The organism is Halorubrum depositum, assembly GCF_007671725.1.
Classification (GTDB): Archaea; Halobacteriota; Halobacteria; order Halobacteriales; family Haloferacaceae; genus Halorubrum; species Halorubrum depositum.
Window position 1 is genome coordinate 654,971 of the sequence record NZ_VCNM01000002.1, and the last position, 20,579, is coordinate 675,549.

At 72.2% G+C, this 20,579-nt stretch carries 22 protein-coding genes, 1 other RNA gene and 1 pseudogene; 15 read left to right on the forward strand and 9 right to left on the reverse strand.

Annotated features, from left to right (window positions below):
- Window positions 1-8 precede the first annotated feature (8 nt).
- Window positions 9-374, reverse strand: coding sequence for a hypothetical protein (locus FGM06_RS10735; RefSeq protein ID WP_144799247.1), 366 nt, complete (start codon window positions 372-374; stop codon window positions 9-11).
- 140 nt (window positions 375-514) lie between these two features.
- On the opposite strand from FGM06_RS10735, the gene nth reads away from it, so the two are divergent.
- From nth to FGM06_RS10765, 6 genes and pseudogenes are all read left to right on the forward strand, one after another.
- Window positions 515-1,198 (forward strand): endonuclease III, encoded by a 684-nt coding sequence (gene nth, locus FGM06_RS10740; RefSeq protein ID WP_144799248.1) that lies wholly within the window; start codon window positions 515-517, stop codon window positions 1,196-1,198.
- 179 nt (window positions 1,199-1,377) lie between these two features.
- On the forward strand, window positions 1,378-1,932 hold the full coding sequence (locus FGM06_RS10745) for a DoxX family protein (RefSeq protein ID WP_144799249.1): 555 nt from the start codon (window positions 1,378-1,380) through the stop codon (window positions 1,930-1,932).
- Between the two features lie 196 nt (window positions 1,933-2,128).
- Complete coding sequence (locus tag FGM06_RS10750; protein ID WP_144799250.1) at window positions 2,129-3,208, forward strand: glutamate--cysteine ligase; 1,080 nt, start codon at window positions 2,129-2,131, stop codon at window positions 3,206-3,208.
- 109 nt (window positions 3,209-3,317) lie between these two features.
- Window positions 3,318-3,946: pseudogene (locus FGM06_RS10755) on the forward strand (winged helix-turn-helix transcriptional regulator).
- Between the two features lie 97 nt (window positions 3,947-4,043).
- Window positions 4,044-4,538, forward strand: a complete 495-nt coding sequence (locus FGM06_RS10760) for a phosphopantetheine adenylyltransferase (protein WP_144799252.1) — start codon at window positions 4,044-4,046, stop codon at window positions 4,536-4,538.
- Window positions 4,535-5,068: a hypothetical protein gene (locus FGM06_RS10765; protein ID WP_144799253.1), complete on the forward strand. Its 534-nt coding sequence runs from the start codon at window positions 4,535-4,537 to the stop codon at window positions 5,066-5,068. Before FGM06_RS10760 ends, FGM06_RS10765 begins: the two co-directional genes overlap by 4 nt.
- 9 nt (window positions 5,069-5,077) lie before the next feature.
- Here the strand turns inward: FGM06_RS10765 and FGM06_RS10770 are convergent, their stop codons facing one another.
- The 5 genes from FGM06_RS10770 to FGM06_RS10790 all read right to left on the reverse strand — a co-directional run bounded on the left by FGM06_RS10770 (window position 5,078) and on the right by FGM06_RS10790 (window position 8,181).
- On the reverse strand, window positions 5,078-6,508 hold the full coding sequence (locus tag FGM06_RS10770; protein ID WP_144799254.1) for an FAD-dependent oxidoreductase: 1,431 nt from the start codon (window positions 6,506-6,508) through the stop codon (window positions 5,078-5,080).
- Between the two features lie 76 nt (window positions 6,509-6,584).
- Window positions 6,585-7,034 carry an RNA-binding protein gene (locus FGM06_RS10775; protein WP_144799255.1) on the reverse strand — a complete coding sequence of 150 codons (450 nt, stop codon included), beginning with the start codon at window positions 7,032-7,034 and terminating at the stop codon, window positions 6,585-6,587.
- A 21-nt stretch (window positions 7,035-7,055) separates the two neighbouring features.
- Complete coding sequence (locus FGM06_RS10780) at window positions 7,056-7,244, reverse strand: hypothetical protein (protein ID WP_004050211.1); 189 nt, start codon at window positions 7,242-7,244, stop codon at window positions 7,056-7,058.
- A 100-nt stretch (window positions 7,245-7,344) separates the two neighbouring features.
- On the reverse strand, window positions 7,345-7,926 hold the full coding sequence (locus FGM06_RS10785; RefSeq protein ID WP_144799256.1) for a DUF7524 family protein: 582 nt from the start codon (window positions 7,924-7,926) through the stop codon (window positions 7,345-7,347).
- A gap of 60 nt (window positions 7,927-7,986) precedes the next feature.
- Entirely contained in the window at window positions 7,987-8,181 is a 195-nt protein-coding gene (locus FGM06_RS10790; protein WP_186311006.1) for a methytransferase partner Trm112, read from the reverse strand.
- A gap of 137 nt (window positions 8,182-8,318) precedes the next feature.
- On the opposite strand from FGM06_RS10790, the gene FGM06_RS10795 reads away from it, so the two are divergent.
- Both FGM06_RS10795 and FGM06_RS10800 read left to right on the forward strand, forming a co-directional pair.
- Window positions 8,319-8,597, forward strand: coding sequence for a ribonuclease P protein component 4 (locus FGM06_RS10795; RefSeq protein ID WP_144799257.1), 279 nt, complete (start codon window positions 8,319-8,321; stop codon window positions 8,595-8,597).
- A 45-nt stretch (window positions 8,598-8,642) separates the two neighbouring features.
- A complete protein-coding gene (locus FGM06_RS10800) occupies window positions 8,643-9,668 on the forward strand; it encodes an aldo/keto reductase (RefSeq protein WP_144799258.1) in 1,026 nt (341 codons plus the stop codon).
- Window positions 9,669-9,696: 28 nt separating this feature from the next.
- Here the strand turns inward: FGM06_RS10800 and FGM06_RS10805 are convergent, their stop codons facing one another.
- A complete protein-coding gene (locus tag FGM06_RS10805) occupies window positions 9,697-10,155 on the reverse strand; it encodes a hypothetical protein (protein ID WP_144799259.1) in 459 nt (152 codons plus the stop codon).
- A 156-nt stretch (window positions 10,156-10,311) separates the two neighbouring features.
- On the opposite strand from FGM06_RS10805, the gene FGM06_RS10810 reads away from it, so the two are divergent.
- Window positions 10,312-10,719, forward strand: a complete 408-nt coding sequence (locus tag FGM06_RS10810) for a DUF7548 family protein (RefSeq protein ID WP_144799260.1) — start codon at window positions 10,312-10,314, stop codon at window positions 10,717-10,719.
- A 48-nt stretch (window positions 10,720-10,767) separates the two neighbouring features.
- An RNA gene (gene ffs, locus FGM06_RS10815) (signal recognition particle sRNA) lies at window positions 10,768-11,079 on the forward strand.
- A 432-nt stretch (window positions 11,080-11,511) separates the two neighbouring features.
- Here ffs and FGM06_RS10820 read toward each other — a convergent pair.
- Window positions 11,512-13,080 carry a hypothetical protein gene (locus FGM06_RS10820; RefSeq protein ID WP_144799261.1) on the reverse strand — a complete coding sequence of 523 codons (1,569 nt, stop codon included), beginning with the start codon at window positions 13,078-13,080 and terminating at the stop codon, window positions 11,512-11,514.
- A 158-nt stretch (window positions 13,081-13,238) separates the two neighbouring features.
- Between FGM06_RS10820 and ligA the strand changes: the two genes are divergently transcribed.
- From ligA to FGM06_RS10835, 3 genes are all read left to right on the forward strand, one after another.
- Window positions 13,239-15,041, forward strand: coding sequence for an ATP-dependent DNA ligase LigA (gene ligA / locus FGM06_RS10825; protein WP_144799262.1), 1,803 nt, complete (start codon window positions 13,239-13,241; stop codon window positions 15,039-15,041).
- An 81-nt stretch (window positions 15,042-15,122) separates the two neighbouring features.
- Window positions 15,123-16,010: a hypothetical protein gene (locus tag FGM06_RS10830; RefSeq protein ID WP_144799263.1), complete on the forward strand. Its 888-nt coding sequence runs from the start codon at window positions 15,123-15,125 to the stop codon at window positions 16,008-16,010.
- 36 nt (window positions 16,011-16,046) lie between these two features.
- Complete coding sequence (locus tag FGM06_RS10835) at window positions 16,047-16,781, forward strand: MBL fold metallo-hydrolase (RefSeq protein ID WP_144799264.1); 735 nt, start codon at window positions 16,047-16,049, stop codon at window positions 16,779-16,781.
- 22 nt (window positions 16,782-16,803) lie between these two features.
- Here the strand turns inward: FGM06_RS10835 and FGM06_RS10840 are convergent, their stop codons facing one another.
- Window positions 16,804-17,997, reverse strand: coding sequence for a PGF-CTERM-anchored ABC transporter substrate-binding protein (locus FGM06_RS10840; protein WP_144799265.1), 1,194 nt, complete (start codon window positions 17,995-17,997; stop codon window positions 16,804-16,806).
- Window positions 17,998-18,059: 62 nt separating this feature from the next.
- Between FGM06_RS10840 and btuC the strand changes: the two genes are divergently transcribed.
- Window positions 18,060-19,226 (forward strand): vitamin B12 ABC transporter permease BtuC, encoded by a 1,167-nt coding sequence (btuC, locus tag FGM06_RS10845; protein ID WP_144799266.1) that lies wholly within the window; start codon window positions 18,060-18,062, stop codon window positions 19,224-19,226.
- Entirely contained in the window at window positions 19,223-20,524 is a 1,302-nt protein-coding gene (locus tag FGM06_RS10850) for an ATP-binding cassette domain-containing protein (RefSeq protein WP_144799267.1), read from the forward strand. Before btuC ends, FGM06_RS10850 begins: the two co-directional genes overlap by 4 nt.
- Window positions 20,525-20,579: the final 55 nt, after the last annotated feature.

A 20,579-nucleotide genomic window follows, 5' to 3' on the forward strand; every position in this document is an offset into this window, starting at 1 on the left:
GGGGTAGTTTACGCCAGCCACAGCAACCGGACGTTGCTCGCGGTGAGATACGTGCCGACCAGCGTCAGGAGGACGGGCGGGAAGTAGTAGAGGAGCGCGTCTCCGTCGCGGGCGCCCGAGACGCTGATCCACACCATCACGAGGTAGACGACGATCTTCAGCAGGACGAGCCCGGAGAGCCCGAACGAGTCGAGCGCGAGCGCGACGACCGGGTTCGCCTCGTCGATCGTCGGCACGTACTCCAGGAAGGCGATCGTCGAGACGACGTCGCCGACGCCGTACGTGGCGGTGGCGGCGATCCACAGCCAGTAGAACTCCTGGGGCCGGCGGCTGTACGCCGGGCGGCGGCGGCGTCGATCGCGGGACCGGGACACGGCCTGACGTGTCGAGGTGGCGACGTGAATCTGCCGGTTCGGCGGTCCGTTTCGCTCTCCCTGGAGGGATCGACCTCGCCACCGAGACCGCCCGCGACGCTTACCGGATCGTTCAATGTCGACCGGCCGGAGGGATCCCCATGGGCACGCCACTGGAGCCGCGGGAAGAGCAGGTCGGGGAGGTCCTCGATCGGCTGTACGAGGAGTACCCGGACTCGACGATCTCGCTGAACTACTCGAACCGGCTGGAGCTGCTCATCGCCGTGATCCTCTCCGCGCAGTGCACCGACGAGCGCGTGAACAAGGTGTGCGCCGACCTCTTCGAGACGTACGAGACGCCAGAGGAGTACGCGAACGCGCCCCAAGAGGAGATGGCCGAGGCGATCAACTCGATCACCTACTACAACAACAAGGCGAAGTACATCCGGTCGGCGTGCGCGGACATCGCCGAGAAGCACGACGGCGAGGTCCCGGACACGATGTCCGAGCTGACGGACCTGGCCGGAGTGGGGCGCAAGACCGCCAACGTCGTCCTCCAGCACGGCCACGACGTCGTCGAGGGGATCGTCGTCGACACCCACGTCCAGCGGCTCACGCGGCGACTGGGGACCACGGAGGAGGAACGCCCCGAGGCGATCGAGCAAGACCTGCTGGACGTCGTTCCCGAGAGCGACTGGCAGCAGTTCACGCACCTCATGATCGACCACGGGCGCGCCACGTGCACCGCGATCAACCCGGACTGCGGGGAGTGCGTGCTCGCGGACGTCTGTCCCTCGGAGAAGGGCGACGCCGAGGTCGACCTCGCGAGCGGCGAGGCGTGGTGAGCGGTGAGAAAACGAGGGTCGATTCGGTCCCTCGAACCGACGGACGCGGCCGCGCGTTCGACGCACGTATTTAAAGACCCAAACGATCGGGGGAGGTCCCCGATCCGTTCCATCTGAAGGGGAACTCGCTTCCGGGTTTATCTTACTATCCGGCGTATCCGTAAGTGAGGAGAGACACAATGTCCACGAAAACCACAAACGAGTTCGGCGGGGAGATCGGCGGCGTCACGCTGCTGGGGAAGGCGCACTCGCTGTCGGCGCTGTTCATCGTCGTGCTCCGGGCGACGATCGGCGGGATGATCCTGTTCGCCGGTCTCGGGAAGGTCTCGGAGTGGCCGTTCGACGCCGCGGGGTACCTCGCGAACGTCGACCCTGCGAGCCCGGTCAGCGGCCTGTTCGCCGCGATGGCCGCCAGCCCGGCGCTGATGGAGGTCGTCAACGTGTTCGTGCCCGCGACCCAGCTGCTCATCGGAACGGCGCTCATCCTGGGCGCGTTCGTCCGGCTGGCCGCGCTCGGCGGCGCGATGCAGATGGCGCTGTTCTACCTCGGTGGGTGGAGCGGCGACGCCCTCGCGCTGTTCGACTCGACGCTGGTGTACGCGGTCGTGTTCCTCACGGTCGCGGCGTTCGGCGCGGGCCGCGTCCTCGGGCTGGACGCGTACATCGAGACGCTGGAGGTCGGCGGCGAGGCGCTGACCGAGCGGTTCCCGAAGCTCCGCTACGTCCTCGGCTGAACGGGGCGACGCCGCGCGGGGGCGTCGGTCGCGTCCCCTCGCACCGCTGACTCGTTTTCGACCGCTTCGGTTCTCGGAGCCGCTTCGTCGGCGAGCGTCGCCGCCGCCCGTCTTTCGTTACGGATCCGACGACGACACCGGCGCTCCGTTTCGGGTTCCAATTCATATAAGACCGCGCGGCCGGTACGGGGCGGTAATGGAACTCGGTTCGCGGGACGCGTTCGCCCGGATGGGAACGCTCGGCATCGAAGAGGAGTTCTACATCGTCGATGCCGACGGCCGTCCGACCTCGGGGACCGACGACCTCGTCTACGGCCGCGACCCGCCGAGCGCGGTGCCCGACGGATTCGATCACGAGCTGTTCAAATGCACCATCGAGGCGCAGACGGAGCTGATCGAGGACCCGGCGGACGCCGCGGACGCCCTGTCGACGGTGCGGGAGGCGCTCGTCAACCACGCCGCCGCGGACGGCTATCGGATCGCCGCCGCGGGGCTCCATCCGGCCGCGAAGTGGCGCGAGCTGGACCACGTCGAGAAGCCCCGGTACGAGGCGCAGCTCGACCGCATTCAGTACCCGCAACACCGCAACACCACGGCCGGGCTCCACGTCCACGTCGGCGTCGACGACGCGGACAAGGCGGTGTGGGTCGCCAACCGGCTCCGCTGGCACTCCCCCGTGCTGCTCGCGCTGTCCGCGAACTCCCCGTTCTGGAACGGCTTCGACACCGGGCTCGCGTCGGCCCGCGCGAAGATATTCGAGAACCTCCCGAACACGGGAATCCCGTCGGCGTTCGACGACTTCGACGCCTTCCAGCGCTACGAGCGCCGGATGGTCGAGACGGAGTCGATCGCCGACCGCGGCGAGCTCTGGTTCGACGTGCGCCCGCACACCGGCCACGGCACGGTGGAGGTGCGGGCGCCCGACGCCCAGCGCGATCCCGCGGTCACTCTCGCCTTGGTCGAGTACGTCCACGCGCTCGTGGTCGACTACGCCGAGCGCTACGCCGACGGCGAATCCGCGCCGGCGCTCCGCCGCGAGCTCCTCGACGAGAACAAGTGGCGCGCGATCCGCCACGGACACGACGCCTCGTTCGTCGACCGGAACGGCGAGGAGACGGTCTCGCTCGGCGAGGTCGTCGATCGCGAGTGCGACCGCCTCGGGATCTCCGGGATCCGCGAGGTGTACGACGCCGAGAGCGGCACCGAGCGCCAGCGCCGGCTCCGCGAGGAGTCCGGAATCGACGCACTGTGCGAGGACCTGATCCTGTCGCCGTAAAGAGGGGGCGACCACCGCGGGCGACCCGGCCGCTCGGAGCGCCGCCGGTTTTCCGTCGGAACGAAAGCGACGAGAAACCCTTTTGGGCGCGCGGATCCCACTTCGTGGTATGACGAGCGACGATTTCGACGACGACCCTGCCGCGGATTCCGGCGACGACGCCGCCCTCGGGGGAGGAGACGAGTCGCCGACCGAGCGGACCCGAGAGGAGCTCCGCAGGACGAAAGAGCGGCTCGGCGAGGGCGCCGACAAGGCGGTCAAGGGGTTCGACGACAACGTCGTCGACCTGCTGGCGTGGCTGCTCGACACCGAGACCCGCGCCCGGATCTACGTCTACCTGCGGGACAACCCGCGGAGCACGAGCGACGAGGTCGCCGACGGCACCGGCCTCTACCCGAGCACGGTCCGCGAGGCGCTCGCGGAGCTCCACGACGAGGGGACGGTCGAGCGCGACAAGCGCGAGGCGAGCGGCGCCGGCAACAACCCCTACGAGTACGAGGCGATCGCGCCGAGCGAACTGGTCCGGGGCGTGGTCGGCGACGTCCAACGCGAGCTGAACGCCGTCTTCAACCTCGATCGCCGTCTCGGCGGCGAATCGCCCGACGGCGACGCGGAACCGGTGCAGATCTCCGTCGGCGGCGACGAGGCTGACGACGACGAGGCTGACGACGACGAGACCGCGTGATCGGTGAGGCCGACGACGGTGGCGACGGCGACGACGACCGAGCGGGTCGATAGGGACGAGGCCGCGGCGCGCGGCGAACGCGACCGACTCCGCTTCCGCGGCGCTCCCGAGTTCGGGACACTTTAAGTTCCGCCCGCGCAACCGACGGGCATGAACGTCGCGCTTGGTGGCACCTTCGATCCCGTTCACGACGGCCACCGGAAGCTGTTCGAACGGGCGTTCGAGCTGGGGGACGTCACCGTCGGCCTCACCTCCGACGAGCTCGCGCCGAAGACCCGCCACGTCGAGCGCTACGTCCGCCCGTACGACCGCCGCAAGCGCGATCTGGAGGCCGAGCTGGCGCCGCGGGCCGAGGAGTACGACCGCGAGTTCGCGGTCCGCGAGCTCACCGAGCCGACCGGCATCGCCGTCGAGCCCGAGTTCGACGCCCTCATCGTCTCCCCCGAGACGAAGGCGGGCGGCGAGCGGATCAACGATATCCGTCGCGAGCGCGGCCACGACCCGCTCGAACTCGTCGTCGTCGACCACGTGCCGGCCGAGGACGGCGAGCGCATCTCCTCGACGCGGATCGTCGCGGGCGAGATCGACGAGCACGGCAACCTCACGCCGGATCGCGAGGGTCGCGGTGCGACCCGGCCGGAATGACGGCCGACGACGACTCCGGACGGCTCGCCCGCGTCGCCGTCGGGGAGACCGGATTCGAGCGCGCGGCCGTCTGGAGCGCGGTCGGCTTCGCCGTCTCGTACGTCGCCTTCGACGCGGCCTCACTCGCCGGGTCGGTCGCGGGCCTGACGCCCGCCGCCGGCGTCACCGCACCGGTCGCGGCGGCCCTCGCGACGCTGACCGCCGTCGGCACGGTCGCGTTCGCAGCCGTCGGCGGCGGCGCGCTCCCCGCGGTCCTGCTGGCGTACGGTCCCCTCGCGGCGGTTCTCCTGCGAGCGATCGGCCCGACGCCGTACGCGATTCCCCTCACCGATCCGCTCCCCTTCGCGGTCGCTGTCGCCGAACCGCTCGGCGTCGCCCTCGCGGCCGCGGTCGCGGTCGGCCTCGCCGGCTACGCGGTCGGTCGGGTCGTCGCCGGTATCGGTGGCGGCGGCGACGGGGACGAGGGAGCGGGAGAAAACGGGTCGGCCGCCGCCGCGGACGAAGACGCGAACGCGGACGCGAGCGACTGATACGGCCCGCTACTCCTCGGCGAGCGTCCCGTTGAGCACCTTCGCCGCGACGAGGACCGGGTCCCACACCGGGCTGAACGGGGGCGCGTACGCCAGGTCGAGCCGCTCGACCTCGGCGACGGTCATGTCGGCCTCCAGCGCGGTCGCGAGCGTGTCGATCCGGATCGCGGCGCGGTCGGGGCCGACGATGCTCCCGCCGATCAGGCGCCCCGAGTCGCGGTCGGCGACGAGCGTCACGTCGGTCGGCGCCGCGCCCGGGTAGTACCCCGACCGGGAGCCGGCGGTGACGGTCTCGCGGACGGGGTCGAAGCCGGCCTCGCGGGCGGCGGCGTCCTCGACGAGGCCGACGCGGCCGGCCTCCATGTCGAACGCCTTCACGACCGCGGTGCCCGCGATGTCGCCCACGGGCGAGGGGTCGCCCGCGACGGTGGCGCCGATCGCCCGCCCGGCGCGGTTCGCGGTGAGGCCGAGCGGCATCCACGCCGGCTCGCCGGTGACGGCGTGGAACGCGGTCGCGCAGTCGCCGGCGGCGTACACGTCCGGCAGGCTCGTCCGGCCGTGCCCGTCGGTCAGGACCGCGCCGCCCTCGCCGAGCTCGGCGCCGGTCCCGTCGAGCAGCGCCGTGTTCGGTTCGATCCCGACGCCGACGACCGCCATGTCGACGGGGAGCGTCTCCCCGTCGAACGCCACGCCCTCGATCCGGTCGTCGCCGACGAGCGCCTCGACCGGGCTCCCGGTGTGGACCGTCACGCCCTCCGCGATCAGCTCCGCCTCGACGCGGTCGCCGACCGCCTCGCCGAACGGCGGGAGCAGGTGCCCGGAGCGCTGGAAGAGGTGGACGTCGAGGCCGCGATCGGAGAGGGCCTCGGCCGTCTCGACGCCGACGTAGCCGCCGCCGACGATCGCCGCCCGCTCGGGGGCGGGCATCGCGGCGTTGCGCTCGACGCGCTCGCGGTCGACCGCGCTCACGTCGGCGCGGTCCGGGTCGTACGCGTCCGGCTCGGCGACGTACGCGTCGATCGCGGCCGCGGCGTCCATGTCGTGGAGCGTGAACGCGCCGTCGACCCCGCGCACGTCGAACGGGCCGGTAGAGGCGCGCCCGCCGGTCGCGACGAGGAGGTCGCCGTACGGCTGCTCGAACGAGTCCCCGTCGGCGGTCTCGACGGCGACGGTCTTTTTGTCCGGGTCCACCGCGACCACCTCGTGGCCGCGCCGGAGGTCGATCCCGCGCTCGTCGACGTCGCTCGGGGACAGCGAGAGGAGGTCCGACAGCCGCTCGACGCGCCCCTCGATGAAGTAGGGCATGCCGCAGTAGGCGTACGAGATCCACCGTCCCCTCTCGAAGACGATCACCTCGCGGTCGGGCGCCTCGCGGCGGAACTTGCTGGCCGCGCTCAGTCCGGCCGCGTCGGCGCCGACCACGACGAAGGGGTCGCTCATGAATTCGACGACGGCGGGACCGCACAAAAATCCACGTCGCGGGTGCGGGGCGAGCGCCCGGCCCCGACCCGTCCGGTCAGGCGTCGCCGTCGACGTCCTCGGCCAGCCGCGACAGCGTCTCGCGGGCGTTCTCGACGGCGGCCTCCTTCTTCGCCGGGTACGCCTCCACCTTCGCGCGGACGGTGATCCCGGGACCGAGTCGGACGTCGCCGCGGAACGCGGCCTGCTTGTCGACGCGCAGGAACAGCGCGCAGTTGTCGTCGACGCGCTGGTCGAGCTCGTCGATCACGCGGTCGACGTCGTCGAGGTCGGCCAGCGCGTCGAGGACGTGACGCATCCCGTCGGCGTTCTCGATCCGGGCGGAGAGCACGACGATCCGGTCGCCGTGGTGGCCGACGTTCTCGACGCGGTCGATCTCGGCGTCCTCGGGGAGGAACCTGCGGAGGGCGTCTTCGACCCGCTTCTCGTCTTCCGTGGCGTACGAGAACGCCCGGAGGTCGACGTAGTGGAAGGGGACTTTGGGCATTACGGTCGGAAAAGGGGTCGGTTACTCCTCGCTCTCGACGGCGTCGAGCGCGTCCTCGGGGACGCCCGTCTCTTGGCCGTCCTCGAAGCTGACCGTGTAGGTCGCGTCGCCGAACATCGTCTCCATCACCTGCGTGATCGTGCCCGTCTCGCCGTCGTACTCGCTGTGTTTGTCGTGGAGCACGACCTCGTCTTCCTTCTCGAAGCTCATGCCCGCTCGTTCCGGTGGGACGGTTAAAAGCGCGCGGATCCGGAGCGGCGGATCGCCGTCGGGTGGGGGGCGCAGGAATCGAGCAGCGAGACGAACGCGGTCACGCGACCGCGAGCAGCACGGCCGCGATCGTCACCGCCAGGACGACGCCGACCGCGACCGAGACGAGCACGCTGTCGACCGCGAGCGCGACCGCGACGCCGGCGACGACGGCGACGAGACCGAGGACGGCCCCCGGCACGCCGCCGCGCTCCACGAGGCCCGCGATCGCGTTCGCGGCGCGCTGCCGGGGCGGGGGGTCGGGCGGCCGTTCCGGGGGCTTGGTGAACCGCTCGTCGATGACGACCTCGTCGGCCCCGGCGTCCGGCGGCGGGTCGAGCCTGACGTCGACGTACCGGGTGTTCGAGCCGTAGCCGGTGACGATCTTCAGCTTCCCGACGACGGGCTCGTCGACCTCGTCGGCGGTGACGTGGACCCGCCTGGTCGACTCGTCGTCGACGAAGTGGTTCGTCTCGCCGATCGAGCAGACGCGGTCGAGGTCGTCGTCGAAGTGCAGGTGGACGTGCGTCGACCGGCCGAGGTTCTCGAAGGCGATCGAGAAGTGACCGGTCGTCGCGAACCGGTCCGGTGCCCGGATCGAGTGGACGGCGTCCCCGTTCAGTTCGACGGCGAGTGTCGGCACGCACGGGTCGACGAACTCACACTAAAAAAAGATGTAGTACGATTCGGGGCGCGATCCGGGCTAGGCGGTCGCCTCCTCGCGCATGTCCGGCGGGAGGAGGTTCGGGATCCCGTCCTCGATGGGGTACGTCTCCCCGCACTCGGTGCAGGTGAGGGTGCCGGCGAGGATCTCCTCCTCGTCGCGGTCGTCGACGTCGAGTTCGAGGTCGGCCTTGTCGAGCGGGCAGCAGACGACGTCCATCAGTGACTCCTTCATACCACGCGGTTCGCGCGGACCGATAAAAAAGCGTGCGGGTCCGATGCGCCGGGGACCCCACGGTCGGGCGACGGCGAACCCGACGCGGCCCGCACTCGATGGCAACGACTTTGCCGGTCCGTCACCCCCGGCGAGACATGGGGATCCCGTCGGAACGGATCGAGCGCCTGTTGACGCTCGCCCGCGAGGCGGTCGTCGACGACGAGTACGACCGCTCGCGGGAGTACGTCGCGCTCGCGCGCCGGATCGCGGAGCGGAACCGCTGCGGCCTCCCGGCCGACTTCTCCCGACGGACCTGCGACGACTGCGACGTGTACCTCCGGCCCGGGAAGACGGGCCGCGTCCGGCTCCGGCCCGGCCGCGTCGTCGTGCGCTGCCGCGAGTGCGGGTCGACGGCGCGGTACCCGTTCGACTGAGTCGGGGCCGCAACGCTTTATCGGTCGCCGACGAGAGGGTCGGGTATGGATTACCGACGGCTCGGCAACACGGGACTGAGCGTCTCGGAGCTCTGCTTCGGGACGTGGCGCTTCGGGCGCGAGACGAACGGCGTCGTCGAGACGGGGCGCGAGGAGGCCCACGAACTGCTCGACGCGGCCGCGGACCACGGGATCAACTTCATCGACACGGCCAACGTGTACGGGACGCCGAACGGGACGAGCGAGGAGTACGTCGGCGAGTGGCTCGCGGAGCGCGACCGCGAGGACTACGTGATCGCCTCGAAGGTGTACTTCCCGTTCGACGGGCGCGGCGAGCCCGGGCCCAACGACTCCGGGCTCGGCCGCAAGCACATCAGAGCGCAGGTCGAGGGGACGCTCGACCGGCTCGACACCGACTACCTCGACGTTTACTACATCCACCGCTGGGACGAGGAGACGCCCATCGAGGAGACGATGCGCGTCCTCGACGAGCTCGTTTCGGAGGGGAAGGTGCACTACCTCGGCGCGTCGACGATGGCCGCGTGGCAGCTGACGAAGGCGCTGTGGACCGCCGACGTCAACGACTACGCCCGGTTCGACGTGGTCCAGCCGCTCCACCACGCCGGCTACTACGAGGACATCGAGGAGTACCTCGACGTGTGTGTCGACCAGGACATCGCCGTCTGCCCGTACTCCCCGCTCGCGGGCGGGTTCCTCACCGGGAAGTACGAGCGCGCCGACCCGGACGACCCCGAGCAGGTGATCGCGCCGGACGGCTCGCGGGCGAGCTTCGACGACCGCTTCGAGCGGTTCTACCTCTCCGAGCGCGGCTGGAAGGTGCTGGACGCGGTGCGCGAGGTCGCCGCCGAGCTCGACGCCGCCCCGGCGCAGGTCGCGCTCGCGTGGCTGACCGAGTGGGACGAGTTCACCTGCGTCCCCATCGTCGGCGCGCGCACGACCGACCAGCTCGCGGAGAACGTCGCCGCGACCGATCTGGACCTGTCCGACGACCAGTGGGACCGGATCATGGACGCGCGGTACGCGCCGGACGGGACGCTCTGGGGGCACTGAGCGGTCGCCACCGAAATTCGCGCGGCCGCTACTCCTCGAAGTCGGGGAGGTCGTCGGGCGCCTCGAAGTCGGCCTCCCAGTCGATGTACTCCTCCTTGAGCGTCTCGCAGACGATCTGGCCGAGCTCCGTGAGCCCCGCGTTGATCGCGGAGACGGTCCCCCACGAGTCGAGGTCGGGGTGGAGGTCTCGCTCCTTCCAGTCCTCGGGCAGCCCGGGCGCGTGGTAGCCGACGCGGTCGGCGAAGTCGTCCCAGAAGAAGTCGAACCGGGAGACGAGCCCGAGGTCGACGGCGATAGCCCAGTCTTCCTCGTCCATGTCGCTCCCGGCGGCCCACTCCGCGAAGGCGTCCTCCCACGCGCCTTCGTGCAGGAGTTCCTCCAGATCGTCGCGGCGGTACTCGCCGCCGGCGACCTCCGCGTCCTCGTACTCGTTGGGGTCCACGGCGGCGAGCTCTGGCGGCTCCGGCGGGTCGACGTCGAGGCTCATACGTCCCACTCCGCGCCGGCGACTCAAAACGGTACGGGGGTCGGCGGCGCGGTCGGTGGTGCGGTCGGCGTGGTCGGCGCGGGGACACGGTCAGCGCGGGGACGCGGCCGCCGCCGATCCGATTCTTTTACCGCGGTCCCGGACCGATCCGGGAGCATGAACCTCCGCGACGTCTCGCGCCGGACGGGGATCGCCGCCGGCGTCGTCACCGTGGTCGCGCTCGCGGCCCCGTACGCGCTCGTGTCGGGGTACGCGACGCAACTCGCCGGCTACTACGCCGCCGGCACCCTCGGCGCCGGCGGGATCGCGCTGTTCGCACTGCTGAGCGCCGTCGTCGTCGCCTCGGTCGAGCAGGGCAACCTCGACCCCGGGACGCTCGCGGGCGTCGCGGTGATCCTCGGCGTCGCGACTACGCTCAGCGCGGCGATGTGGGCGCTCGCCGTCGAGCCGACGACGATGTACGCCGACTACCGCTGGCTGCGCTGGCACGCGCCCGCCGTCGTCGCCCTGTCGGTCCCGCTTCCGGTCTCCGCCGCGGCGTACGCCCGAGCGCTGCTGTCGTAGTGTGGAGTCGCCGAACGAAAGGCCCTTATGCCGGACCCGAGTATCGTCGGACGGACTAGGTCGGGCGGTTAGGCCCCGCTCGTCACCCGTGAGGTAGTCTTCAGCGGGGACCGAACAGCGGGCGCGTCCGGTCAGACCGGCGCGGGCCCCGAGAGCCAACGTGGAAGCCTCGTCCGCCGGGGACAGCGATCCGTGGCGCCCGCTCGCAGGAGCGGTCCGTCGCGGTTCGTCGGCGACACCGGGTCAGGCGCGGAAGCGAGCAGCCCATCGCCGAACGCCCGTCGCTCGTCGGGTCGCGGGGTGGAGAAGGCAACCGGGATACCCCGCGCCGGAACGCCGGGCCACCCCGCCTGTCCGCCATTCATACGCGTTTTAAACCGGTGAGCGTGAGCGATACTCGATTGGTGACACCACCATTCGTTTAAAAGGGATTGACTCGGGATCGACGGTGAACACCGCCAAAGCCCCAGCCGCGAGAACTCGATGGGCTCGCTGCGGTCCTCGTCGCTCACGTCGTTCGCTCCTGTGGTCCTTGCGTCGTCATCAGAACGCTGTGCGTTCTGATTGGCTCACGAGAGCTCTGCTCTCGTGAACGCCCGTCTTCGTCCTCGCGGCTGCCCCTTTGAGTCCCTCCCGACCGCGACCGCACCACAGCCTCACACCTCCCCAGCCTCGTCGCTGGCGGCATCAGCCGCCAGCGACTCCCTCGCGCCGTCGGTTCGCGGCCCTACGGGCCGCTCACCGGGACGCGCCGGATCGGTCGTAGGTCTCGATCGGCCGTTTTATAAATAGCTACTCCGCCTCGCCGCTGTCCTTCCACGCGGAGAAGCCGCCGTCGATGAGCGTGTCGGACTGGCAGTCGATGTACTCGCGCTGTGTGTCGTGGACCGCGGTCTCGAAGTCGTCACCGGCGTCGAGGCGCGCGCGGACCCGGTCGCGCTTCCAGCTCGCCGGCGTGGTCCGATTCGCGACGCGCCACCGGAGCGGGGCGAGCCACGAGGCCGCCTCCTCCTCGGGACAGCCGGCGGTGCACAGGCCGGCCTCGGCGTGGTCGAGGAGGTCCTCGTAGATCGCGTCGGTGTCGGTCGTGGTCTCGCCGTCGCGGCCGATCCACTCGATGTCGGCGTCGAGCCCGTCGGCGACCGCGGCGTAGAAGTTGTCGCGGGCGGTCTCCCAGCCGAGGCGGATGACCGGGTGTTCGCGCTGCGGGAGCGCCTCCATCAGCCCGGCGAACGCCGCCTGGAAGGCGATCGAGTCGCGGACGGTGGGCTGGGCCGCGATGGGGCGGAACTCGATCCGGGCGTTCGCGCTCGACCGGCTCGCCCCCTCGAAGACGGGGCGGACCCACCGCCAGTAGCTGCCGTGCTTCGTCCGGAACGTCGCGAACTGGTCGTCGAAGCGGTCGGTCCCCTCGGGCTCCGGCATCGGGATGAGGGTCTCGTCGCCGGCGATCCGGTCGACCGCGGTCTCGACGTCGTGCACGTCGCGCGGGAACCGCACCTTGTCGTCGTCGGTCCGCTCGTTGAGCACCGACTCGAACACGTGGATCCGGTTCTCGGCGGCGCCCTCGCTCAGGACGCGCTCGCCGTCCCACCCGTCGTCGTACAGCTCCGGCGGGAAGAACGGGGAGTTGACGCCGAGCGCGAGGAGGGGGCCCGCGGTCCGGAGCGCGTAGCGGAAGTGCCGCGGGAGCGTCTCCGCGTGCGCGACCTGGTAGTGCGGCTGGATCGAGGTGATGAGGCTCTCCGGCATCACGGTGTCGGCCGCGAGCGACACCCCCGGCGCCTCGACGACCGTGCCGCGCTCGTCGGCGGCGCCCGTGTTCGCCATCGCGTGGTACCTGACCGAGTCGCTCATGTTGACCGCGACGGTGACGCCGTCGACGTCGACGCAGTCCGTGAGGTACTCGCGGGCCGTCTCGCCGGTCGGGGGGATAGTCCAGATCCCGTCGGAGACGAGCCGCATCCCCTCGACGCCCGCGGTGTTCTCCGCGGCCTCCAGCCGCGCGCGCACCTCCGCGAGCTGCGCCCGGAGCCCGTGGTCGGAGAGCGGTTGCGGGCTCGTCGACATCTCCGCGTTGTGGAGCCCGAGCTCCTTCTCGAACCCCATCAGCTCTAAGAGCCGCCGCGGGACGCGCATCAGGGCGTACTCGCCCGCCCGCGACTCCTCGCTCCAGCGCCCGTCGGCGACCGCGTAGAACTCGTACTCGAAGCCGACGATCGACTGGTGGTTGTCGAAGGAGCCGTCGCGGAGCTCCTGTTTGACGATCTCCGCCTCCTCCTCGGCGCGCGCGGCGAACTCGTCCGGGTCGACGGCGAGCGCCTCGCGGACGCCGTCTGCGAGGGCGGACTCCGTGCTCATGGGACGGTCGACGTGTCGGCCCGGTAAAAAGGGCTACGGCCGATCGGTCGCGTGGGGACGATCGGCACGGCGAGCGGCCGGGGCGACCGACAGACGGCGTGCGGTCGAGTCGGCCGACGGACCGGCGCGTTTTTGCCCGCCGATCGCCGACTCCGCACATGGAGTTCGCCACGTTCGCCGCGCGGGCCGAGCGGCTGGCGGCCGAGCCGGGCGACATCGAGACGACGCTCGCGGTCGCGGATCTGCTCCGCGAGGCCGGCGGAGAGGGGAGCGCGGACGACCCGAGCGACGGCGACGACCTCGCGACGGTCACCCGCCTCCTGCTCGGCCGCGTCTTCCCGGCGCACGACACGCGGACCCTCGACGTCGGCCCGGCGCTGTGCCGGGAGGCGATCGCCCGCGCCGCGGGCCAGAACGTGACCGCCGCCGACGTCGAGGACCGACTGGCGTCGGCGGGCGAGATCGGCGCGGTCGCCGCCGGCTTCGACTTCGGCGGCCAGCGCGGGCTCGCCGCCTTCGGCGACGGGCGCGACGCGCTCACGGTCGCCGAGCTGGACGCGGACCTGCGCGGGCTGGCGGCCGCGTCGGGCGACGGGAGTGAGTCCCGCAAGCTCGACGCGCTGTTCGGGCTGTTTAACCGGTGTGACCCCGCCGAGGCGAAGTTCCTCGCGCGCCTGGTGCTCGGCGAGATGCGGATCGGCGTCGGCGAGGGGACCGTTCGAGACGCGATCGCCGAGGCGTTCCTGACCGACCCGGAGTTCGAGTCTGCCGAGAGCGACGACGAGGAGCCGACCCCGCGCGCCGGCGACGAGGCGGTCGCGGCCGTCGAGCGCGCGCTGCAGGTGACGAACGACTACGGCCGGGTCGCGGTCCTCGCGCGCGACGAGGGGCTCGCGGGGCTCCGGGCCGAGGGGCTCGTCGTCGGGCGCCCCGTGCAGGCGATGCTCGCGCAGGCGGGGACCGCGACCGACGCGGTCGAGGCGTTCGGGGAGGTCGCCGTCGAGACGAAGTTCGACGGGGCGCGCGTGCAGGTCCACTACGTGCCCGAGGGCGACGGGAAACCGGAGGGAGACGCGCTCGGCCCGAAGCTCTACTCCCGGAACATGGACGACGTGACCGACGCGCTCCCGGAGATCGCCGAGCGCGTCGCGGCTCGGGTCGACGTCCCGGTCATCCTCGACGGCGAGGTCGTCGCGGTCGACGACGACGGCGACCCGCTCCCGTTCCAGCAGGTGCTGCGGCGGTTCCGCCGGAAACACGACGTCGACCGGATGCGCGAGGAGGTGTCGCTGCGGCTCCACGCCTTCGACTGCCTCCACGCCGACGGCGACGACCTGCTCGACGAGCCGCTCCGGGTCCGTCACGAGCGCCTCGTCGACGTCGTCCCGGACGCGGCCGCGCCCCTGGAGGTCGCGAGCGGGGTCGAGGCGATCGAGGCGGCGGAGGCGGCCGCGCTCGACGCGGGCCACGAGGGGGTGATGCTGAAGGACCCGGACGCTCCCTACACCCCGGGCGATCGCGGGCGGGAGTGGCTGAAGCGCAAGCCCGACGTGGAGACGCTCGACGCGGTCGTCGTCGGCGCGGAGTGGGGAGAGGGACGACGCGCGGAGCTGTTCGGGACGTTCCTGCTCGGGGTGCGGGCGGGCGGAGACGGCGAGGGGGGCGAGGCGGGCGAGGGGTTCGCGACCGTCGGCAAGGTCGCGACCGGCCTCACCGACGAGGAGCTCGCCGACCTCACCGAGCGGCTGGAGCCCCGCGTCGTGAGCGAGAACGGGACGGAGCTCTCGATCCGGCCGGCGGTCGTCCTGGAGGTCGGCTACGAGGAGATTCAGACGTCACCGACGTACTCGTCGGGGTACGCGCTGCGGTTCCCCCGGTTCGTCGGCGTCCGCGAGGACAAGTCGGTGGAAGACGCCGACTCGCTGGAGCGGGTCGCGCGGCTCGCGGGCGACTCGGGGTGATCGCTTGAAACCCGCGACGCCGGGGCGAACGCGACTCTCCCCACGCGAAACAACTTCACGCTCGGGCCCGTACTGCCTCGCATGCCAGGCCCGCTCGGGGACGCGGCGCGACGGCGGCTGACTGACGCGGCCGCGGCGCGGCTCGCGGACGACGGCTACGAGGTCGCGAACCCCGAGACGCGGGCGGAGCCCCCGGCGGTGGCGACGCCCCGGGACGGCGGATCGCCCCTCGCGGTCGAGCCGCTCACGCCGGACGACGCGACGCCGACGGTGATCGCCTCGCGGCTCGCACACGCGCTCGACCGCGACCGCCGCGCGTGCTTCGTCGTCGACGACGGCGCGACCGCCGAGCGGGTGCGGTCGCTGCTCGCCGACCCCCCGCTGCTCGTCGCCGAGCGCGACGGCCGCCGGACGTTCCACGCCGGTCCGGACCGGATCCCCGTCGCCGGCGGCGGGTACGCCTGCGTCCGGTTCGAGGGGCTCGGGGAGCCGACGTTCGCGTGGCGCGAGACCGACACCCCGGTCGGCCCGGTGCCCGCGGGACCGGGCGTCGACGCCGCGGCCGTCGACGAGGCGGGTCGCCCGGTCGTCCCCCGATTGGTCTGCGAGGTCGACGGGCGGGTCGTCGCGGTGCTCGCCGGCGTCGAGAGCCTCCGCGAGCCGCCGGCGGAGGCGTTCCCGTACGCGTACAGCCGCCACCCCGACGACAAGCGGTTCCGGGTGCGCCGCGGCGCCGACGGCGCGGTCGTCGAGAGCGCCAGCGGCTTCGCGCCGATGCGGGCCGCGGGCTACGTCCCGATCCCCATGCCCATCGTCCCGGAGCACGTGCTCGGGCCGGCGTTCGCGCCCGATCGGGGTAGGAGCAGTGAGAGCGGGAACGAGAACCCCGCGGCCGACCTCGACGACGCCTGGAACCTGATCCGCGTCGACGAGGGGGACGAGGCGCTCGGCGGCGTCGACCGCCCATAGCCACCCTCAAGGCGTCCGCGCCCGGACCGCGATCACATGACGGTCCGCTACGACGACTTCGCGGTGGAGTGGCTCGGCTACGCGACGGCGCGGCTCGCGCCCGAGGACGGCCCGGTCGCCTACACCGACCCGGGGCGGTACGGCGTGCTCGACGACTACTGGGCGCGCGACGGCGACCTCGTCGTCGTCACCCACGACCACCACTACGACCCCGAGGGGATCCGGTCGGTCGCGAGCGAGGAGGCGACGCTCGTCATCTACGACGCGGTCGACCCCGAGGGGATCGACCGCGACGTGGAGTCGATCGACTCGCTCGCCGACGACTACGACGTGATCCGCGTCGACGACGAGGCGCGCGTCGACGTCCACACGCCCGCCGGGGAGGCGACCGTGTGGTCCGTCGCCGCCCACAACGACCCCGAGGGCCCGAACGCCGGCCCGGACGGCTCGGTGACGCACCCGCCCGGGCTCGGCTGCGGGTTCCTGCTCGGTCTCGGCGACCGAACCGTCTTCTGGCCGGGCGACTCCGACGCGCTCGACGCGTTCGCGGAGCTCGACGTCTCGGTATTCCTCGCGAACATCGGCGGCGGCGGCATCGTCTCCGATAGACACACGAGCGCGGACCTGGCCGAGCGCATGGACCCGGACCTAGTGGTCCCGATCCACTACGACACCTTCGAGAAGCTGGAGGCGGACGGCGAGGCGTTCGCGGGCGACGTCGCCGCCCGGTCGATCCCGGTCGCGCTCGACGCCCGGTCGGCGAATCAGTAGGGATCGACGCTCGGCCCCCGTCTCACGGCCGCCGCGCGATCAGCGCCGCGGCAATCGCGGCGATCAGCGCGGCGACGACGCCGAACCCGGGCGCCTCGTCGCCGGTGGTCGCGTCGCCGCCGTCGCTGCCGTCCGCGGTCGATCCGTCGCCGCCGTCGCTCTCGTTCATGCCGCCGTCGCTGCCGTCGGTCTCGCCATCGCTCTCGTTCTCTCCGTCGCTCCCGCCCGCCTCTCCGTCTTCCGCCTGGAGCTCCGCGACGGCGGTCGAGAGCGTGGTCGTCGACTCGATCACGCTGCGGGGCGCCGGCTGGTTGAGGTAGTTCACGTTCATCACGACGTAGTTGCCCTCGGTGCCGGCGGTCGTGCTGGCGTACGGCTCCTCCGCTAAGATCGCGGCGTCGGGGGTGGTCACTAAGATTAGCTCGGGGTCGGTCTGGAGGATCACCTCGTCGGAGAGCTGCGGGTAGCCGTCGCCCTCCGCGGCCGCGACGTTGTCCACGCCGCCGGCCTCCATGATCGAGTTGATGAACGTGTCGTTCGCGGCGACGAAGCCGCTCCCGAGCGGGTAGAGCGCGTCCGGCCGGTCGAGGTCGGCGGTCCGGTTCTCGGCGTCAGCGACGGCCTCATTCATCTCGGCGTTCGTCTCGGCGGCGGCCTCGCAGTTCCCGACGAGGCGACCGACGGTCTCGGTCTTCTCCGCGATGTCCTCGATTGAGGTCGCCTCGGAGAAGTGGTAGACGGTGAGGCCCTGCTCGCGGAGCGCCTCGACCTGGCCCGCCGACGCGTTCGGCGCGAGCACGAGGTCCGGCTCGGTGGCCACGACGCGCTCGACGCTGACGCCGAGCCCCTCCGCGGAGACGTTCTCCCGCTCGCTCGCCCCGTCGAGGTACGCTGCGTACTGGGTGACGCCGACGACGCGGTCTTGCTCGCCGAGTTCCCAAAGCGTCTGGGCGGCCGACGGGTTCGTCGTCGTGATCCGCTCGGGCGCCTCGTCGAGCGTGATCGTGGTCCCCGTCGCGTCCGTGATCTCCAGCGGGAACCCGCACGCGTCTCCCGTCTGGTGGACGCTCGGCCCGTCGGTCGGGGCCTGGAGCGTCGGTCCGTCCGTCGGCGACTCGACCGTCGCCGGCTGTGCACCCGCGGCCGGGCCCGCGACGCCGCCGACGAGGGCGGTCGTCACGAGCAGGGCCACCGCGATAACGTATCTCGTTCGCATCGGATCGACGACGCGGCTCGTCCAATAAGTATTTACCTACTACAAGTTTTGTTGGAGAACGAATGAGTGCCTGGACGCGGGCGTCCGTCTGGTCGGCGGGGTTAGCGGCCGCGCTGGTCGCCGTGGCCGTGGTGAGCGCCGCGATCGGTCCCGTCAGGATCCCGCCCGCTGAGGTCGTGAAGGCCGTGTTGAACGCGGTCACCGTGCCGGCCGGTATCGAGACGACGACCGCCGGGATCGGCACCCTGCGGCTCCCCGGCGTGGGCCCGCTGACCCTTCCCGGGATCGATCTCGCCTACGCCTCGCCGTTCGCGTTCCCGGTCGACGACGTCCACGCGCAGATCGTCGTCGGCGTCCGGCTCCCCCGAATCCTGATGGCCGCGCTGGTCGGCTTCGCGCTCGCGGCGGCCGGCACGGTGATGCAGGGGTTCTTCCGGAACCCGATGGCCGACCCGTCGATCATCGGCGTCTCCTCCGGCGCGGCGGTCGGCGCCGTCGCGTTCATCGTCTTCCCCGCGGCGCTGTCGGCGACCGTCACGCTCCCGCTGGTCGGCGCGGTCGACCTGGGGCTCTCGCACGGCGCCGGCGTCAGCCTCTTCGCGTTCGTCGGCGCGCTCGCGGCCGCCTTCGGCGTGTACGCGATCGCGACGCGACACGGGCGGACCCCGGTGGCGACCCTGCTGCTCGCGGGCGTCGCGGTCCAGACGTTCCTCGGCGCGGTCATCTCGTACCTCCAGCTGCAGGCCGGCGAGTCGCTCCGCCGCGTCGTCGCGTGGCTGATGGGCCACCTCTCGGGCGCCTCGTGGAGCGAGGTCGCCGCGACGGCGGTCGTGGTGCCCCCGCTGTTCGTCCTCCTCCTCGTGTACGCGCGCGACCTCAACGTCCTCCTGCTCGGCGAGGAGGAGGCGCGCGGGCTCGGGATCGCGGTCGAGCGCACCAAGCGGGTCCTGCTCGGCGCCTCCGCGCTGATCACGGCCGCGGGCGTCGCCTTCGCCGGGATCATCGGCTTCGTCGGGCTAATCGTCCCCCACATCCTCCGGCTGGTCGTCGGCCCCGATCACCGGGTCCTGTTACCGACCGCGGCGCTCGCGGGCGGGTCGTTCCTCGTCGCCGCCGACACGGTCGCCCGCGCCGGGAGCACGGAGCTGCCGGTCGGCATCGTCACCGCCGCGGTCGGCGCGCCCTTCTTCGTCTACCTGCTCTCGAAGCGGGAGGTGCACGAGCTGTGAGCTCCGAGCCGGCCGCGGAGGACGGCGGAGGCGGGGCGGGCGACGGTCTCGGGGCCACCGATCCCGACGGCGACGACCCCCTCATCGGAGTCAGCGGCCTGACGGCGTCATTCGGCGACGTGCCGGTCGTCTCCGGCGTGGACCTCCGGGTCGACCGCGGTGAACTCGTCGGGCTCGTCGGCCCGAACGGCGCGGGGAAGACGACGGTGCTCCGGGCGATCAAGGGATCGCTCACGCCCGACTCGGGGGAGATCCTGCTCGACGGCGACCGCGCCGCCGACCTCTCCGCGCGCGAGGCCGGCCGCCGCGTCGCCAGCGTCCCGCAGGAGACGAGCCTCGCGTTCGACTTCCGGGTGCGGCACGTGGTGGAGATGGGCCGGACGCCCCACCTCGGCCGGTTCGACAGCCACGGCGCCGACGACGACCGGGCGGTCCGAGAGGCGATGGACGCGGCCGGCGTCGCGCGCTTCGCCGACCGCTCGATCACCGAGGTGTCGGGCGGGGAGCGCCAGCGCGTCCTGCTCGCGCGGGCGCTGGCCCAGGGGACGCCGGCCCTCCTGTTGGACGAGCCGACGGCGAGCCTCGACGCGAACCACGCCGTGCGCACCCTCGAGCTCGTCCGCGACCTCGTCGACGACGGCCGGAGCGCGCTCGCGGCGATCCACGACCTCGACGCCGCGGCCCGGTACTGCGACCGGATCGTCGTCCTCGCGAACGGCGGCGTCCACGCGACCGGGCCGCCCGACGAGGTGCTGACCGCGGACGCGCTCCGGACCGCGTTCGACGCCGAGGCGTTCGTGGGCCGGAACCCCGCGACCGGGACGCCCGCGGTCACCGCCTTCGACGCGGTCGGGGCGGCCGGCGGGCGCGACGCGGACCGCGATGACGCGGACCGCGGCGAGACCGACGCGCGGCGCCTCCACGTCGTCGGGCAGGGACGGGCGGCCTCGCGGGTCGTCGCTCGCCTCGCGGCCGCGGGCCACGAGCTCTCGGTCGGGGTGGTCCCCGAAGGCGACGCGGCCGCCGAGACCGCTCGCGACGCCGGCGCCCGGGTGGTCGCGGCCCCCGCGTTCGAGCCGGTCGGCGCGGGGACCCGCGAGGCCGCGGCGGAGCTCGCGCACGAGGCCGACGCGACCGTCGTCGTCGACGGCGCCGGCGGCGACACCGATCGAAGTGAGAGCGACCGAGCCGAGCCGAACGCGGCGGTCGTCGCGGCCGCCGACCGAGTCGTCGCGGTCGACCGGGACGTCGACGCCACCGACCTCCTCGACGCGGTTCGCGGCCTCGACGAGGCGTAGCCCGCGGCCTCGGCGACGTGCCTCGCCCGCGTGACGCGTGACGGCAATCGGTTCC